Annotated in this window: 14 protein-coding genes and 1 pseudogene; 5 read left to right on the forward strand and 10 right to left on the reverse strand. The window is 68.4% G+C overall.

Going from position 1 to position 16,616, the window contains the following annotated elements:
• Position 1: 1 nt before the first annotated feature.
• The 3 genes from truB to HPC46_RS08900 are packed head-to-tail and all read right to left on the reverse strand — an operon-like array spanning position 2 to position 2,522.
• The gene (gene truB, locus HPC46_RS08890; protein WP_179468859.1) at positions 2–925 is read right to left on the reverse strand and encodes a tRNA pseudouridine(55) synthase TruB; all 924 of its coding nucleotides are present in this window, start codon (positions 923–925) and stop codon (positions 2–4) included.
• On the reverse strand, positions 922–1,590 hold the full coding sequence (pptT, locus tag HPC46_RS08895; protein WP_179468860.1) for a 4'-phosphopantetheinyl transferase PptT: 669 nt from the start codon (positions 1,588–1,590) through the stop codon (positions 922–924). Before pptT ends, truB begins: the two co-directional genes overlap by 4 nt.
• Positions 1,587–2,522 carry an ACP phosphodiesterase PptH gene (locus HPC46_RS08900; RefSeq protein ID WP_179468862.1) on the reverse strand — a complete coding sequence of 312 codons (936 nt, stop codon included), beginning with the start codon at positions 2,520–2,522 and terminating at the stop codon, positions 1,587–1,589. The genes pptT and HPC46_RS08900 overlap by 4 nt, the downstream gene beginning before the upstream one ends.
• Before the next feature lie 104 nt (positions 2,523–2,626).
• On the opposite strand from HPC46_RS08900, the gene HPC46_RS08905 reads away from it, so the two are divergent.
• Positions 2,627–4,306, forward strand: a complete 1,680-nt coding sequence (locus HPC46_RS08905; RefSeq protein WP_179468864.1) for a CocE/NonD family hydrolase — start codon at positions 2,627–2,629, stop codon at positions 4,304–4,306.
• On the opposite strand, the gene HPC46_RS08910 is transcribed toward HPC46_RS08905, so the two are convergent.
• Positions 4,265–4,810 carry a DUF1802 family protein gene (locus HPC46_RS08910; protein ID WP_179468866.1) on the reverse strand — a complete coding sequence of 182 codons (546 nt, stop codon included), beginning with the start codon at positions 4,808–4,810 and terminating at the stop codon, positions 4,265–4,267. The two genes, HPC46_RS08905 and HPC46_RS08910, sit on opposite strands and share 42 nt — an antisense overlap.
• A complete protein-coding gene (locus tag HPC46_RS08915) occupies positions 4,807–5,073 on the reverse strand; it encodes a DUF2277 domain-containing protein (protein ID WP_179468919.1) in 267 nt (88 codons plus the stop codon). The genes HPC46_RS08910 and HPC46_RS08915 overlap by 4 nt, the downstream gene beginning before the upstream one ends.
• A 228-nt stretch (positions 5,074–5,301) precedes the next feature.
• Here HPC46_RS08915 and HPC46_RS08920 point away from each other — a divergent pair, with 228 nt between their 5' ends.
• The 3 genes from HPC46_RS08920 (at position 5,302) to HPC46_RS08930 (ending at position 7,978) form a co-directional block, all read left to right on the forward strand.
• Positions 5,302–5,766 (forward strand): TetR family transcriptional regulator, encoded by a 465-nt coding sequence (locus HPC46_RS08920; protein WP_179468868.1) that lies wholly within the window; start codon positions 5,302–5,304, stop codon positions 5,764–5,766.
• Between the two features lie 231 nt (positions 5,767–5,997).
• Entirely contained in the window at positions 5,998–7,197 is a 1,200-nt protein-coding gene (locus HPC46_RS08925) for a hypothetical protein (RefSeq protein WP_179468870.1), read from the forward strand.
• A gap of 22 nt (positions 7,198–7,219) precedes the next feature.
• Positions 7,220–7,978 (forward strand): enoyl-CoA hydratase, encoded by a 759-nt coding sequence (locus tag HPC46_RS08930; protein WP_179468872.1) that lies wholly within the window; start codon positions 7,220–7,222, stop codon positions 7,976–7,978.
• A 7-nt stretch (positions 7,979–7,985) separates the two neighbouring features.
• Here the strand turns inward: HPC46_RS08930 and HPC46_RS08935 are convergent, their stop codons facing one another.
• Positions 7,986–10,565: a Calx-beta domain-containing protein gene (locus tag HPC46_RS08935; RefSeq protein ID WP_179468874.1), complete on the reverse strand. Its 2,580-nt coding sequence runs from the start codon at positions 10,563–10,565 to the stop codon at positions 7,986–7,988.
• Between the two features lie 123 nt (positions 10,566–10,688).
• Between HPC46_RS08935 and HPC46_RS08940 the strand changes: the two genes are divergently transcribed.
• Entirely contained in the window at positions 10,689–11,249 is a 561-nt protein-coding gene (locus HPC46_RS08940) for a class I SAM-dependent methyltransferase (protein WP_179468876.1), read from the forward strand.
• Here the strand turns inward: HPC46_RS08940 and HPC46_RS08945 are convergent.
• From HPC46_RS08945 to infB, 4 genes and pseudogenes are all read right to left on the reverse strand, one after another.
• The gene (locus HPC46_RS08945) at positions 11,246–12,568 is read right to left on the reverse strand and encodes an MATE family efflux transporter (RefSeq protein ID WP_179468878.1); all 1,323 of its coding nucleotides are present in this window, start codon (positions 12,566–12,568) and stop codon (positions 11,246–11,248) included. The genes HPC46_RS08940 and HPC46_RS08945 overlap by 4 nt on opposite strands.
• 4 nt (positions 12,569–12,572) lie before the next feature.
• Positions 12,573–13,571 (reverse strand): DHH family phosphoesterase, encoded by a 999-nt coding sequence (locus HPC46_RS08950; RefSeq protein WP_179468880.1) that lies wholly within the window; start codon positions 13,569–13,571, stop codon positions 12,573–12,575.
• Entirely contained in the window at positions 13,546–14,043 is a 498-nt protein-coding gene (gene rbfA / locus HPC46_RS08955) for a 30S ribosome-binding factor RbfA (RefSeq protein WP_179468882.1), read from the reverse strand. The genes HPC46_RS08950 and rbfA overlap by 26 nt, the downstream gene beginning before the upstream one ends.
• A 33-nt stretch (positions 14,044–14,076) precedes the next feature.
• Positions 14,077–16,548 (reverse strand): annotated as a pseudogene (infB, locus tag HPC46_RS08960) (translation initiation factor IF-2); the annotation flags it as partial.
• Between the last annotated feature and the right edge of the window lie 68 nt (positions 16,549–16,616).

Below are 16,616 nucleotides of genomic sequence, written 5' to 3' on the forward strand. Positions count from 1 at the left end.
CCTAGAGCGTCGCGGGGCGGATCACCACAACGGATGTGGTGCGGCCACCCTTGTCTTCCAGCAGCGCAATCACCCGACCACCGGGATCGGCTGCGGCGTAGACACCGTCGATCCCCGCAGCACGCAACGGCCGGCCGTGACTGGTGTCCTCGGCTTCGGCCGCCGAGATGTCGCGGCGGGCAAAGGCCAGCAGGCACGCCTCGTCGAGCGAGTAGCTGAGCTGCGGATGCTCGGTTAGTTCGTCCAGCGACCGGGCGTGATCCAGTCCGTAGCCGCCAACCCTGGTGCGGCGCAACGCCGTCAGGTGTCCACCGACGCCGAGCGCGTCTCCGAGATCGCGCGCCAGCGCCCGGATGTAGGTGCCCGACGAACAGTCGACGTCGACATCCACGTCGATGAAGGGCCCAACGCGCCGGATGTCGTGCACGTCGAATCGGTCAATTCGTACCGTGCGCTCGGCGAGCTGCACATCCTGGCCTTCCCGCACCAGCTGGTAGGCCCGCTTGCCACCGACCTTGACCGCACTGACGGCCGATGGTCGCTGCGAGATCTCCCCACGCAGCGGCACTACCCCCGCTTGAATCTGCTCATCGGTGATGTGCTCGGCGGAGATATCCTGCAGCACTTCACCTTCGGCATCTTCGGTAGAGGTGCTCCGGCCCAGCCGGATGGTCGCCTCGTACGACTTCGACGTGGCGGTCAGCAGGCCGAGGATCTTGGTGGCCCGCTCGATGCCGACGACCAGGACGCCGGTGGCCATCGGGTCCAGCGTGCCCGCGTGGCCGACCTTGCGGGTGCCGAAGATCCGCCGGCAGCGGCCGACGACGTCATGGCTCGTCATACCTGCGGGTTTGTCCACCACGACGATCCCGGGTGCTGTGCCGATCCCCGGGTCGCTGCGCTCCTTCCCGCCGGAACCGCTCACAACACGATCGCCGTCAGTGCCAGCCCGCCGCCCACCGACCACCGGCCGGCCAGCTCGTTCAACGGCGGTCCGGAACGGGCGGCCGGGTCGATCAGGATCCGCGAGACGAACGTTCCAGCCACCCCGGACTCCTCGACGCCGAAGGTGATGTGCGCGTCCTCGAAACCCAGCCATCGCTCCGTCAGCGGAAACCATGCCTTGTACGTCGCCTCCTTGGCGCAGAACAGGATTCGGTCCCAGTGCAGCCCGCCAGGAAGGCCGGCGATCTCATCCCGCTCGGCGGGCAGGCTGATGGCGCCCAGCACCCCGTCGGGTAGCACGCCGTGCGGTTCGGCGTCGATGCCCACCGAACGCACACTCGCGCTGCGCCCGACCACCGCGCCGCGGTACCCCTGGGTGTGGGTGAGGCTGCCCACCACTCCGTCGGGCCAGCACGGTTCGCCCTTGTCCCCCTTGAGGATCGGCACCGGCGGGAGGCCCAGCTTCTGCAACGCCACCCGGGCGCAATGCCGCACGGTGATGAACTCGTTGCGCCGCTTGTCCACCGATTTCGCGATCAGCGGCTCTTCCTCGGGAAACGGCTCCAATTCCGGCGGGTCGTCGTAGGCCTCGGCGTAGACCAGATCGGCGATACCCGGGAGCACCGCAGCCATGAGCTCACTCATTCGCGTCTACTACGCAGACGCTCGCGCAGTTTCGCCGACTGCTCCTTCATCTCCTCGGTGATGACGAAATGCCCGCCGAAGTCGTTGAGGTAGCCCGGCGCGTACTGCGGGTCCGGCAGAATCTGGCGTAACCACCGATAAGGCTTGCGGCGCCGCCACTCTCGCGGATAGCCGACCGAGACCTCTTCGAAGCGCACTCCGTCATACCAGGTGGTCCGCGGAATGTGCAGGTGCCCATACACCGAGCAGAGGGCGTTGTAGCGGGTGTGCCAATCGGCGGTCTCCGTCGTCCCGCACCACAGCGAGAACTCGGGGAAGAACAGCACATCGCAGGGTTCGCGGCGCATCGGGAAGTGGTTCACCAATACCGTCGGCGTCATCCAGTCGAGTTCCTCGAGCCGAGCCCTGGTGTGCTTCAACCGATCCCGGCACCACGCGTCGCGGGTGGCGTACGGCTCACTGGACAGCAGGAATTCGTCGGTCGCCACGACGTTACGGTCGCGCGCGATCGCCAGGCCCTCGGCCTTGGTCGTCGCCCCTTCGGGCAGGAATGTGTAGTCGTAGAGCAGGAACATCGGCACGATCGTCGCGGGCCCACCCTGCTCGGTCCAGACAGGAAAGGGGTGTTCCGGAGTCACCACGCCCATCTCGTCACACATGTTGACCAGATAGTCGTAGCGGGCACGGCCGAACACCTGGACCGGATCCTTCCCGGTGGTCCACAGCTCGTGATTGCCCGGCACCCAGATCACTTTCGCGAAGCGTCTGCGCAGCAGATCCAGCGACCAGCGGATGTCATCGGTGCGCTCGGCGACGTCGCCGGCAACGATCAGCCAGTCGTCCGGCGACGAGGGATACAGCGATTCGGTGACCGGCTTGTTGCCGGTGTGACCCGTGTGCAGGTCACTGATCGCCCAGAGCGTGGGTGCCACAACACGCCAGACTACTTGCGCCTGGCCGGTTAGACCGCCCGCGGCAGCAGCGAAGGAGGGTCGCGCTGCGCCCCAAGCGCGCCGTACTACCTATTCTGAGAGGCGTGCGCAGCACCCTGCCCCGGCAGTTCGTCGACCGCGCCGTCTCCCGGCTGTTGCGGATATCGCCGCCGACCAGCGATTACGTCGTCCATCGTGGCGTCGGGATCCCGATGCGGGACGGTGCGGTCCTGCGCGCGACCCACTATGCGCCCGTCGGCGCACCACTCGGCACGATCATGGTTCGCGGCCCGTACGGACGGTCATTCCCATCGTCGGTGATCTACGCCCAGCTCTATGCCGCGCGGGGCTATCACGTCCTGTTGCAGAGCGTGCGCGGCACGTTCGGGTCCGGTGGTGACTTCGTGCCGATGGTGCACGAGGCTGACGACGCCGCCGACACCGTGACCTGGCTGCGCGAACAACCCTGGTTCAGCGGGCACCTCGCCACCATCGGAGCCTCCTACCTGGGCTTCACCCAGTGGGCGCTGCTGTCCGATCCCCCGCCGGAACTGGCCGCAGCGGTGATCACCGTCGGCCCGCACGACTTCCACGCCTCCTCGTGGGGCACCGGATCGTTCTCGCTGAACGACTTCCTGGGCTGGTCGGACTCGATGGCCCACCAGGAAGAGGCGATGCCGCGGCGGCTGGCGTTCGCGACCCGTGCGGCGCGCCGACTCGAACGCGCCACGCATGGACTTCCGCTGGGCAACGCCGGCCGCGACCTACTGGGCGCCGGCTCGCCCTGGTACGAGTCGTGGATCGAGCACCCACACGGTGATGACCCGTTTTGGGAGACGATGCGGATGACGTCGGCACTCGACCGCTGCGACGTCCCGGTGCTGTTGATCAGCGGCTGGCAGGACCTGTTTCTCGAGCAGACCCTCATGCAGTACGGCCGCCTGCGCGACCGTGGTGTCGACGTCGCGATGACGCTCGGGCCGTGGGCGCACAGCGATATGACCACCAAGGCCGGTGGCACCGTAGCCTCGGAGACGCTGAGCTGGCTGGGCGCACACCTCGCCGGCGCTCGCACCGCGCCCCGCCGCAACCCGGTCCGGGTGTACGTCGCCCATCACGGCTGGATCGATCTGCCGGACTGGCCACCTCCCACGGGCGAAGGCGTGTTGTATCTGCAGCCCGGTGGCCGGCTGGCCGCGGCCGCGCCGCCTGACGACGCGATGCCGTCGACCTTCCGCTACGACCCGGCCGACCCGACGCCGACGGTCGGTGGCCGCCCCCTCACCCAGAACAGCGGCTACCAGGACGATTCGGTACTGGCGCGGCGCACCGACGTGCTGAGCTTCACCAGCGGACCCTTGGACGCCGACCTCTATGTGTTCGGCAACCCGCTCGTGGAGCTGGCGCACGAGGCCGACATCGACCACGTCGACGTGTTCGTGCGGATCAGTGAGGTCGACGCCCGGGGACGCTCCCGCAATGTCAGCGACGGCTACCAGCGGCTGACCGAGGCCCGGACCGGTCCGGTCCGGGTAGAGCTCGATGCCGTCGCGCACCGCTTCCCCGCGGGCACCCAGATCCGGGTGCTGATCGCCGGCGGCTCGCATCCGCGCTACGCCCGCAACCTCGGCACCGGCGAGCCGGTCCTCACCGGCCGGCGGATGGTGCCGGCGGTACACACCGTCCACCACGGGGCCGGCGGGCTGTCCAAGCTGATCCTGCCTGCCTCGGCCGGTCTGCCCTCAGCCGACGGCGGCGCGGACCCGGCCGGCGATCTCGCCTAGCGCCGCGGCGTCGTGAACGGGTTGGGCCAGATCGCCGCTCACGGGCAGCTGTACCCAGCTGGTACAGCCGCCGTATTGCGGTTCACGGGCCAACCGGATCGGCTCGATAAGCGGGAAAGCCTGCACCACCAGCACGGTCAGCCGGTGGCGTGGCCGGAAGTCCAGCCGGTCGGCCTGCACCGACTCGGCGGTCCAGATATGCAGATCTTCGATGTCGGCCAGCCGCTCGGCGTCCGATACTGCAACGGCAGCAACCACTTTCGCGGCGGCACGGATCACGAGGTGGTCGTCGGTGCTGTCCGACGCCGATCGGGCGAGCAGGTCCCGATGCTCGGGTCGCACCCGTTCGGCGTGGCTGTGCGCGACCGTCGGGAACAACAGGAACTCCTCAGCCGCGACGGCAAACCGCTTCTCGTGGATGCCGCCCTTGCGCAGCAGCACCGTCTGCCGCCCGTCGAGCAGGGCGTGCACCGCCGCACTCCATTCCTTGAGCGCAGTGGTCACGTCGAGGTGAGTCGCGCGATGACCTCGGGCCGGCGCAGCGGTGGAACGGTCTTGGGCGGCTGACGCCGGGCCGGCAGCTCGGCCAGCAGCCGTGTCGTGACGGCCGCCACCTGCACGACCGCAGCCTCGAAAGCGTCGACATTGGCCTCGGACGGCCGGGTGATTCCGCTGACCTTGCGGACGTACTGGCGGGCGGCCGCGGTGATCTCTTCGTCGGTGGCCGCCGGCTCCAGGCCGCGCAACTCGGTGATGTTTCGGCACATGAGCTCCAGCATGCCTGCTGACCAGCCGACGCGGTGATCGGATTGATATGCGGCACCCATCTCACTCACAAGTTCGCCGCCTAGCCTGGCCGCCAACCCGTCGATCTCACGTGATCAGAAAGGTGGACCGTGGTCCCGGAACTGGCGCTCGCCGGTACGACAGATGTACGAAGGCTGCCCACCGTGAGCAAGCGAGGGGTGGGTCGGCCACGCGGTTCGAACGGAGAGGTGCGACGCCCACTGATCGTCTCGGCGGCCATCCACATCTTTGCCTACCGCGGGTACGACGCCGCGACATTGCAGGAAGTCGCGGATCTGGTCGATATCACCCGGCCCGCGGTGCACCACTACTTCCCGGGCAAGGCACCGCTTTACCGAGCCGCTCTCGACCGGGCCTACGAGATCGTCATGCCTGCCCTGGCGGCACGCCCCACAGATGCATTCATCACTCCACCGCAAGGCGAAATGCGCCTGGCCAGTGCGCTTTTGGGCGCCTCGCTGGCGCAGTCGAACCGGATCGCCGATATCGCGCCGCGGATCACCACCATCGCCGACGAATTACGCCGGGTGTGCGAGGCCGCGCGCGGCACCGATGGCACGGACACGCTTCTCGCGGCGGTCGTCGGGAGGTGGGTACTGACCGCGTCGACACTCTCCGAACCTGATGTTCACGTCGATGTTCGCATGCTCTGAGCACATTCACAGCTATCGGCTCAATCTGCCGCCACCAGAACAAGTGACGCGCGAGTAGATTGACCTCGACTGTCCGATGCGCGGGGCTGGAGGCCGAGGTTGCGAACGCGGCGATTGTGCCGAGCCGGCTCGGCCCTGACTCTTCTGATCGGTGCCACCGTCCTACCGGCCTGCGGCGCTCCGACGAACCTCACTGAGGTTGCCGACGACCTGCAAGCCACCCTGATGTCGATGCCCGGGGTCACCGACGCGTGGGTGTATCCGGATGAGAGTTACGCCGAAGGCTTCACCTTCAACATCACTGTCGACGCGCCCGCGGCAACCCGCTCCGAGCTGATCGCCGTCGCCGACCGGATCGCCGACGCCAGGATCCGGTTGATCGCGAACTACACCCAGAATGTGGACTTCTGGGTGATGCCCGACAAGCCGGTGACACTGAGGCGTCAGTCACACCTCGACTCCGCCCAGATCGCCGATGACGCCGAGCGGCTCCGCGTGATCGCCGCGGGTGCAGACGGCCGCATCGACTGGTTCCGTGGCGACGACAGCATGGTGAATCAACTCTCGGTCACCGACAGCCACACCCCGGGGGCCGATCTCCTCGACACCGTCCGGCGAACCGCCGGTGACACCGGGCTCACCATGTCGGTGTCACCGGCCTCGCCGTCGCCTCGGACCCCGAGGATGAGCGTCGCCTTTCCCCTCAGCGCACAAGCTCAGACGTCCGTCGAGCAGTTCCTCGGCAGCGTTCCGGTCGACGTCTTCGGCCTGCGGATCGACAACGATCGGGTGCGCGCAGTGCAGGCCATGGTGCCCGCCGATCCCGCGATAGCCGAGCAGGAACTGTCCACGGTGATCGACGCGAGCAGGGCCGTCGCAGCCGGGCCGATGTGGCTGGCCTGGTACGTTCCCAGCGCCGTCGGCGGCGTACCGATGTTCGGCGGCCTCGTCGAAATCGCTGATTGTTCAGTCCCTGCCGCACAGATCCGACAGGCATCGCTGCGGCCAGGCCACGACGACGCCTCCTCGCTTCAGACGCGTCTTCAGTCCAAGGCCGGCACCTGCACCGCACCCGAAGCCGGCCACATCGAGCAGAATTCGCCATCGGCGACGGTATCACCCTCTCCCCCAAGCATTTTGGTTCGCAAACCCGCGCGGGCCACATCGACACCCGACATCGCGACCACCGCCTCCCGGCCGATTCCGGTGGCAACCGGAGACTCGCCAAGCCGCGCCGCCCGGCCCGTGCGTGTGCCTGCGCCGTCGGCGGTCCGCTCGCCGACACGGACGATTCCGCTACCGGCGGCGGGGCTGGGACCAACAGCGCCGCCGCCGGTCGGCGGCACTCCGACGGCCGGCCCCAGCGGTCCACCCCGCTCACCGATGGGAGCACACCGCCCGGCGAAAGGGACGGCACGCTCGGGTCGTTAGCGGTGCGGTTACGGTGTCAGCTATGACCGGCGACGACATCCTGCTCATCGACACCACCGACCGGATCCGCACGGTCACACTGAATCGGCCCGGCGCGCGCAACGCGCTGTCGAGCGCGCTGCGCAACCGCTTCTTCGGCGCGCTGCGCGAGGCCGACGCCGACGAGGGCGTCGACGTCGTCATCGTCACCGGTGCCGACCCGGTCTTCTGCGCGGGGCTGGACCTCAAGGAACTCGGCGACACCACCGAACTTCCCGACATCTCGCCGAAGTGGCCGCCGATGACAAAGCCGGTCATCGGGGCGATCAACGGCGCAGCGGTGACCGGCGGACTGGAACTGGCGCTGTACTGCGACATCCTGATCGCCTCCGAGCGCGCCCGTTTCGCCGACACCCACGCCCGGGTCGGGCTACTGCCGACCTGGGGCCTGAGCGTGCGACTGCCGCAAAAGGTCGGCGTCGGGATGGCCCGGCGGATGAGCCTGACCGGTGACTACCTGTCCGCAGCCGATGCCCTGCGCGCCGGGCTGGTCACCCAGGTCGTCGAGCACGAGGAGTTGCTGCCGGCTGCCCGCGCGGTCGCCGCGGCGATCGTCGGCAACAACCAGAAGGCTGTGCGCGCGCTACTGGCTTCCTATCACCGCATCGACGAAGACCAGACCGGGTCGGGGCTGTGGATCGAGGCGATGTCGGCCAGGAAGTGGATGGCCCAGACCTCCGGTGACGACATCGCCGCCAGCCGTTCCTCGGTCATCGAGCGTGGCCGCTCGCAGGTGAAATAGGCTCGCCTCATACCTCTTTCGCGGCGTCGATGAGGCTCTGCCACTTCGCCAGCGTGCCGGCGTCCTTGGCGATGATGTTGCCGATCTGCAATTGGCTCAGCGTCACGCCGCCCAAGGTGTAGCTGCTGTTGTTGCCGACGATCGTGATCACCGTCGACCCGGACTCGTCCGAGACGTCGAACTCGTTGGCCTGCATCCAGACGAAGTCCAGGGTGTCCTTGGCGGGGTCGAACGTCAGCACCGGGTTGGCACCCCATGCCCAGCCGATCGTCGTGGTCGTGCCGCCGGTCACCGGGGTCCCGCCGCCGCCTCCGGCCGTGCCCCCGGCGTTGGTGTAGTCGACGACGTTGATCGTGCCGTAGTCGTTGAACACGTTGCTGAACGCTCCGGTGGGGTCGCCGAGTCCCGAGGCGCTGGTGGTGGACTGACCCAGCGTGCCCGGAGTGTCGCGAAGCACCTGCCACATCGACAGCATCCCGATGTTCTTGGTGCGGGCCCAGTCTTCGAGCGCCTGCGCGTCGGCGACGGTGAACACCTCGGTGATGACGTCGTTGACGCCGAGCATCGGGGTGACCCCGATGTTGCTCCAGCCGAAGGTTTTCGAGTGAGCGGCGTACAGCGTGGCGAGCTGGGCGTAGGTGGACTCGGCCGATTCGATCGCGTAGGCGCCCATGGTCTTTGCGTTCGGCCCACTGGTCGGCGCGGCGGACTCGCCGTAGTCCATTGCCATCACGTTGACACCGGCCAACGTGACCCCGGCCGCCAGCGCCGTTTCCACCACGTTCACGCCGTCGGCGGTCAGCCCGCTCGGCAACACCGGAAGTGTGTACCAGATCTCCAACTCCGGCTTCTGTTTCTGCAACAGCGCCAGCGCCTGGGCGTTGAGGGTGACCGACGCGGGATCGGCCACCGCGGCGCCCTCGATGTCGAAATCAAGGTGAGTGACGCCGTATTTGTCGACGACGGCCGCGTAGGCGGCCGCGAGTTCTTGGGCGGTACGCCCCTTGGCGGCGTAGTCCTGGGCGATGCTGGTGCCGGCCGCACCGCCGAAGGAGATCATGACGTCCCCGCCTGCGGCCTTGAAGGTGGCGATCGCGTTGTTGATGGCGATCGCCTGTTCGTTGGTCGAATTCGGTTTCAGCGCAGCTAATCCCGCCCAGGCAAGGGTGCCGTTCTCATCGGCCTGCATGAAGCCGAGCGTCACCAACGACGTGCCGTAGGTCTTGGAGAGCGCCAGCAGGTTCGGCACCGGGTATGCGCCCATGTCGATGTACGGCGCGAAGAAGCTCGTGCCCCACTCGGCGGTGCCACCGGGTGTCGTGGCGGTGTCGTCGGCTGCGATGGTGCCGACCGCCGATGCGGTGGCGATGGTGGCGCCGACCGGGGCGGACAGCGTGACGGTGAACGTCTCGGTCGGCTCGACGGCGGTGTCACCTATGACGCTGACGTTGATCACCTGCGTCACCGAGCCCGCGGCGAACGTCACCGTTCCCGAGGCCGCCGTGTAGTCCTGGCCGGCGGTGGCCGAACCGTTCGTCGTCGTGTAGGTCAGCGTGATCGCCGTGTCCGATGCCTTGGACAGGGTCACCGTGAACGGGATCGACGTCGTTCCGCTGTTGCCTTCGGACACGCCGGCCCCGGCGATGGACACCGTCGGCAACTGCGGGATGCTGGCGTCATCGTCGTCGGTGATGGTGCCCGTCGCGACCGCCCGGCCGATTTTGGCGCCGAACGCGTCGGACAGCGTCACGGTGAAGGTCTCGGCCGGCTCGACCTTGGTATCGCCCAGCACGTCCACAGTGATCACCTGGGTGGTCACGCCCGGGGCGAAGACGAGCGTGCCCGCGACGTTCACGTAATCCTGGAGGGCCGTCGCCGACCCGTCGCCAGTCAGGTAGCTCACGGTCACGGTCTTGGTGCTCGGCTTGGACAGCGTCACCGTGAATGCCGCAGTGGTGGTGCTCCCGCTGCCCTCGACGAGGCTGGTGTCGGTGATCGCGAGGCTGGGCGTGGTCTGCGGACGCAGCAGGTTGTCGATCTCGCGGCGAATCAGGGTCAGCATGCCGGTCAGCAGCTGCGCCGGTGAGGGTGGCAGGCCCTTGATCCCGAACAGCGACAGGAACCGCGAGACGATGTCGCCAGGGTTCAGCGCCGCGGTCGCGGCGCGACTCGCCGGTGTCATCTTCTTCGACACCGGCGCTGCGACCTCGGATGTGAAGGTCGAAACCTGTTCTGTGACAGCGGATTCTGCGGCTTTGTTCATCTGAACGGATGCGCTGGGATCGATCGCCTTGGCCGGCTTGGGGGTCTCGTCGGCGGGCACCCGCGCACCCGGGCGGCTGACCGCGGCAGGTCGCGACGCCGCCGGCGTGCGAGTGGACCGCTTGGGTGCACCGACCTTGCTGTCGGATGGCGCCTGCGCCGCGCGGCGCGACGTGCCGACCTTCGACGGCTTCGAGGGTTGTGCCGCCGAGCCGGTGTCCGGGGTGTCAGCTACCGCGATACCTGGGCTGGCGGCCACCGCCATACCCAGGCTCAGCGCAAACGCGGCAGAACCGACACGAAATCCAAATGCTGTCGAACTCATGGCACCCCCGAACCCGGACGGTTGTTCAGCAACGTTCAGTATTAACGCACAGAGGGGACGCTCGGAGCCAACTCAGCAAAAATTCAGATCGCCGTGACAGGCGCATCCTCTAGGCTGGCCCGCATGAATGAGGCGCACGAGGTCTGCGGCAGCGACGAATGGCGTCAGATCATGCGTGACCAGATCCTGCCGTGGGCGCTGGGTAGCACCGACCTCGGTGACGACGTCCTGGAGGTCGGGCCCGGCTACGGCGCCGTCACCGACGTGTTGAGCACTGTGCTGCCCCGGGTGACCTGCGTGGAAATCGATGACAAGCTGGCGGCCATGCTCACCGAGCGGTTCTCCGGTGTGCCGTCGGTGCAGATCGTGCGCGGCGATGCCACCGCGCTGGATTTCGGAGACAATCGGTTCTCGGGCGCGGCCTGCTTCACGATGTTGCACCACGTTCCCACCGCCGAACTGCAGGACCGGCTGCTGGCCGAGGTCGCGCGGGTGCTGCGCCCAGGCGCCACGCTGGTCGCCAGTGACAGCATCGGCAGCGACGACATGGAGAACGCACACGTGGGCGACACCTACAACCCGGTCGACCCGGCGGGGCTCGCCGATCGGCTCACCGCAGCGGGATTCACCGACATCGACGTGCGTACCAATGACTTCGGCTGGGCGGCAACCGCTCGGCGCTAGCCGGTCCCGGGTACCAGCCAACGCCCCGAAAACGCCCGCCAGCCAACGAAAATCAGCCGGAGCACCATGAACGTGCTCAGGCCCGACCAGATACCGAGCAGGCCCCAGCCGAACGTGAGCGACAGCCAGATCAACGGCAGGAAACCGATGAGCGCACTGGCCAACGTCGCGGTACGCATGAACGCGGCATCACCGGCCCCCAGCAGCACGCCGTCGAGCGCGAAGACGATACCGGCGATGGGCAGCTGCGCCACCATGAACCACCACGGCACTCCGATCGCGGCGAGCACCGAACGGTCGTCGGTGAACAACGATGGCAGCACCGAGGCGCCGACCGCGAACACCACCGCCAATATCGCGGCGGCGATCGTCGAGAACACCGTCACCCGCCACGCGACCGACTTCGCGTGAGTCGTCCGGCCGGCACCGAGCGCGGCACCGACCAGTGACTGTGCGGCAATCGCAAGCGAATCCAGTACCAGGGCAAGGAAATTCCACAACTGCAGCACCACCTGGTGCGCGGCGACGGCCGCCGCTCCGAACCGTGCGGCCACCGCCGCCGCCGACACGAAGCAGGCCTGGAACGCCAAGGTCCGCACCACCAGATCGCGGCCCATCACCATCTGTGCCCGCAGTACCGAGGTGTCCAGACGCAGCGGGACCCTCTCCACCAGCAGCGCGCGGCAGAACAGCACGGCGGCCAACCACTGCCCCACCAGGTTGGCGATCGCCGAGCCGGCCAGCTCCAGCCGGGGCAGGCCCAGCCAGCCGTACACCAGCAGCGGGCACAACACCGCCGAAATGCCGAACCCCACCAGCACATAGCGCAGCGGCCGCATGGTGTCCTGCACCCCACGCATCCAGCCGTTGCCTGCCGCCGAGATCAGGATGGCCGGCACCCCGAAAATCGCGATCCGCACCCACGGCAGCGCCGCGTCGGCGATGCCGCCGCCCGACGCGCTGCCCGCGATCGCCGACACCAGCGGGACCGCGGTCAGCTGCACCGCGGTCACGATCACCGCACCCATCGCCAACGCGAGCCAGGTGGCCTGCACGCCCTCACCGACCGCCGCGGCCCGGTCACCGGCGCCGTAGAACCGCGCCGAACGGGCCGTCGTGCCGTAGGACAGGAACGTGAGCTGTGCGCTGACAACAGAGAGGATCAACCCGCCGATCGCCAGACCCGCCAGACTCAGCGCACCGAGGCGCCCGACGATCGCGATGTCGAACAACAGGTAGATCGGCTCGGCGGCCAGGACACCCAGCGCCGGAATCGCCAGCCCGGCGATCCGTCGACCGGTGACAGGCGAGTCGGCCAACCCGTCAGCCGAGGGCGGCGGCCAGTTGCGCCACCACGTCGTCGATCGGTCCGGACGCGGAGTAGCCGGCGGCCAGGGTGTGCCCGCCGCCGCCGAAGCCGCTGGCGACCTTGGCCAGGTCATAGCTCTTGGCGCGCATCGACACCGACCAGTGCTGCGGCTCGATCTCCTTGAAGACCGCCGCGACCTCGGCTTCGTGGGTGGTGCGCACGATGTCCACGATGCTCTCCACCTCTTCGGACCGGTTTTTCATCCAGTCCTCGTGAGCGACCACCGCATACACGAGGCCTCGCCCGCCGGCCGCCTCGGGCACCAGCTGGGCGCTGGACAGCACCCGGGCCAGCAGGGGCAGCCATACGAACGGGTGGGTGTCGAACAGTTCCCGGCTGATCGCGGCGTTGTCCACGCCCAGCTCGACCAGGCGCGCCGCCAGCCGCAGGGCCCGCGGCGACGCCCACCGGAACGACCCGGTATCGATCGTCAACCCCGCGTACAGGCAGGTGGCGACGTCCCGGTCGATCGTTTTCTCCCACGCATCCAGCAGCTCGGCAACCACCATCGTCGTCGAATCGGCCTTGGGATCAACAAGATTCACGCTGCCGAACAGGGTGTTCGACTTGTGGTGATCGATGACCAGAACGTCGCGGCCGGGCGGGGTCAACTCGGCCAGCGCACCAAGCCGGTTGATGCTCGGGGCATCGACGGTCACCACGAGATCGGCGTCGCGGCGCATGTCCTTCGGCGCCACCAGCAGGTGGCCGCCGGGAAGCATGTGCAACGACTCCGGCAGGTTCGACGGCGTCGCGAAACTGACCTGGACCTCGACACCGTCACGCTCGAGGATCAGCGCCAGCGCCAGGCCGGCACCGATGCTGTCGGCGTCGGGATGGACGTGGCAGATCACGCTGACCGAACGGGCACCGCGCAGCACCTCGAGAGCGCCGTGCGAATCCACCCGCCTGCTGAGGCGGGTGATCTCAGTCGTCGAATCGATCGCGGTCACCGGCGTCCTGGTCGTCCTGCGAGGATGATGCTTCTACCTCTTCTCCTACCACACGGTAGGGCTGCGCGTCTCCCGCAGGAGTGGCCCCGGCCCGAATCCGCGCGACATCGGCGTCCGCGGCGCGGGCCTTGGCCAGCAGCTCCTCCATCTTCAGAGCAGTGTCGGGCACGGTGTCCAAGACGAACGACAGCGTCGGGGTGAACCGCACGCCGGTCCCCGCCCCGACCCGTGTGCGCAGCGTGCCCTTGGCACGTTCGAGCGCCGCGGCCGCGGCTGCGTAGTCCGGCTCGTCGTCGAGGGTGTTGCCGCGCACCGTGTAGTAGACGGTCGCGTCGTGAAGGTCACCGGTCATCTTGGTGTCGGTGACCGTCACGAACGCCAGCGGCGGATCTTTGATCTCGTACTCGATCGCCGAAGCGACGATGGTGGAGATCCGCTTGGCCAGCCGCTTCGCCCTTGCGGGATCAGCCACTGTGCGTCCGGTTCTTCGCGCAAGCGCTCATCACTAGGTCCGCGCCTTCTCAACCAACTCGTATGTCTCGATGACGTCGCCTTCCTTGATGTCGGAGTACGTCAGCGTCAGACCGCATTCGTAGCCCTCGCGCACCTCGGTGGCATCGTCCTTCTCGCGCTTGAGCGAGGAGACCGTGAGGTTCTCGGCGACGACGACGTTGTCACGCAGCAGCCGCGCCTTGGCGTTGCGCCGCATGATCCCGGACTGCACGAGGCAACCCGCGATATTGCCGACCTTGGACGACCGGAAGATGGCGCGGATCTCGGCGCGGCCGAGCTCCTTCTCCTCGTAGACCGGCTTGAGCATGCCCTTGAGCGCGCTCTCGATCTCGTCGATCGCCTGGTAGATCACCGAGTAGTAGCGGATCTCCACACCTTCGCGGTTGGCCAGCTCGGTGGCCTTGCCCTCGGCGCGGACGTTGAAGCCGATGATGATCGCATCCGACGCCGACGCCAGGTTGACGTTGGTTTCGGTCACGCCACCGACACCGCGGTCGATGACGCGCAGCTCTACCTCGTCGTCGATCTGGATACCCAGCAGGGCCTCTTCGAGCGCCTCGACCGTACCGGCGTTGTCGCCCTTGAGGATCAGGTTCAGCTGGCTGGTTTCCTTCAGTGCCGAATCCAGGTCTTCCAGGCTGATGCGCTTGCGGGTACGGGCGGCCAGCGCGTTGCGCTTGCGCGCACTGCGCCGGTCGGCGATCTGGCGGGCGATGCGGTCTTCGTCGACAACCAGGAAGTTGTCACCGGCGCCTGGCACCGACGTGAAGCCGATGACCTGCACCGGCCGCGACGGCAGCGCCTCGGTGACGTCCTCGCCGTGCTCGTCCACCATGCGGCGGACGCGGCCGTAGGCGTCGCCGGCGACAACGGAGTCTCCGACCCGCAGGGTTCCGCGCTGGATCAGCACCGTGGCAACCGGGCCGCGACCGCGGTCCAGGTGTGCCTCGATGGCCACACCCTGGGCTTCCATATCGGGGTTGGCCCGCAGGTCCAGTGCGGCGTCGGCGGTCAGCAGCACCGCTTCTTCCAGCGCCTCGATGTTGGTGCCGTTCTTGGCCGAGATGTCGACGAACATGGTGTCGCCACCGAAGTCCTCGGCAACCAGGTTGTACTCGGTGAGCTGCGCCCGGATCTTGGCCGGGTCGGCGCCCTCCTTGTCGATCTTGTTGACGGCGACCACGATCGGCACATCGGCGGCCTGCGCGTGGTTGATGGCCTCCACCGTTTGCGGCATGACGCCGTCGTCGGCGGCGACCACGAGGATCGCGATATCGGTGGCCTTCGCACCACGGGCGCGCATGGCGGTGAACGCCTCGTGGCCCGGGGTGTCGATGAAGGTGATCGGGCGCTCGACACCGTCGTGCTCGACGGTCACCTGGTAGGCACCGATGTGCTGGGTGATGCCGCCGGCTTCGCCCTCGCGGACGCTGGCCTGCCGGATGGTGTCCAGCAGGCGGGTCTTGCCGTGGTCGACGTGACCCATGACGGTGACCACCGGCGGGCGGACCTCCAGGTCCTCCTCGTCGCCCTCGTCCTCGCCATAGGTGAGGTCGAAGGATTCGAGCAGCTCGCGGTCTTCGTCCTCCGGCGACACGACCTGCACGACGTAGTTCATCTCGCTGCCGAGCAGTTCGAGCGTCTCGTCACCCACGGACTGGGTGGCGGTCACCATCTCGCCGAGGTTGAACAGGGCCTGAACCAGAGCAGCCGGGTTGGCATCGATCTTCTCGGCGAAGTCGGACAGCGACGCGCCGCGGGCCAGCCGGATGGTCTCGCCGTTGCCGTGCGGCAACCGCACGCCACCGACGACCGGCGCCTGCATGCTCTCGTATTCGGCGCGTTTTGCCCGCTTCGACTTACGGCCACGACGCGGGGCGCCACCGGGACGGCCGAACGCACCGGCCGCGCCACCGCGCTGACCGGGGCGGCCACCACCGCCGCCGCCACCACCGGGACCGCCACCGCCGGGACGACCCCGGAAACCGCCGGCAGCAGCTCCACCGCCGCCGGCGCCACCGGGACCGCCGGTGCGGTAGTTACCGCCGCCGCCACCACCGCCGGGACGACCGCCGCCGCCGGGGCCACCACCGGGACGGGGACCGCCGCCGGGACGCGGGGCACCCGGACGACCGGGCGCGCCGGGACGGGCGCCGGGCGGCCGAGGGGGCATGTTGCCGGGTGTGGCGCCGCCGGGACGCGGGCCACCCGGGCCGGGGCGCGGTCCGCTGGGCCCGGGCCGCGGACCCTGCGGACGCGGCGCGGGACGCTCGACCGGCTGGGCCGAGGAGAACGGGTTGTTACCGACGCGCGGCGGCCGGGGCATACCCGGCTTGGGCGCGGCCGGTCCCGGACGGGGACCGGGTGTCGGCGACGGGGCGGGCTGGGCCGGCGCCGGTGCTGCCGCAGAGGCCGCGGGCGCAGGTGGGACCGCCGGCGCGGGCGGCGGAGGCGGAGGCCGGGCTCCGATACACATCGGTCTGTGGGCAAAAAAGAAGATGCGAACAGCGCGAGCAAGCAGTCCGACGGCGG

Source organism: Mycolicibacterium vinylchloridicum (assembly GCF_013404075.1).
GTDB classification, from domain to species: Bacteria; Actinomycetota; Actinomycetes; order Mycobacteriales; family Mycobacteriaceae; genus Mycobacterium; species Mycobacterium vinylchloridicum.

Bases quoted from the DNA above. Each gene is read 5' to 3' on its own strand.
- pptT (WP_179468860.1), bottom strand. From the start codon at position 1,590: ATGAGTGAGCTCATGGCTGCGGTGCTCCCGGGTATCGCCGATCTGGTC.
- HPC46_RS08915 (WP_179468919.1), bottom strand. From the start codon at position 5,073: ATGTGCCGAAACATCACCGAGTTGCGCGGCCTGGAGCCGGCGGCCACC.
- HPC46_RS08925 (WP_179468870.1), top strand. From the start codon at position 5,998: ATGCCCGGGGTCACCGACGCGTGGGTGTATCCGGATGAGAGTTACGCC.
- HPC46_RS08930 (WP_179468872.1), top strand. From the start codon at position 7,220: ATGACCGGCGACGACATCCTGCTCATCGACACCACCGACCGGATCCGC.
- HPC46_RS08935 (WP_179468874.1), bottom strand. From the start codon at position 10,565: ATGAGTTCGACAGCATTTGGATTTCGTGTCGGTTCTGCCGCGTTTGCG.
- HPC46_RS08940 (WP_179468876.1), top strand. From the start codon at position 10,689: ATGAATGAGGCGCACGAGGTCTGCGGCAGCGACGAATGGCGTCAGATC.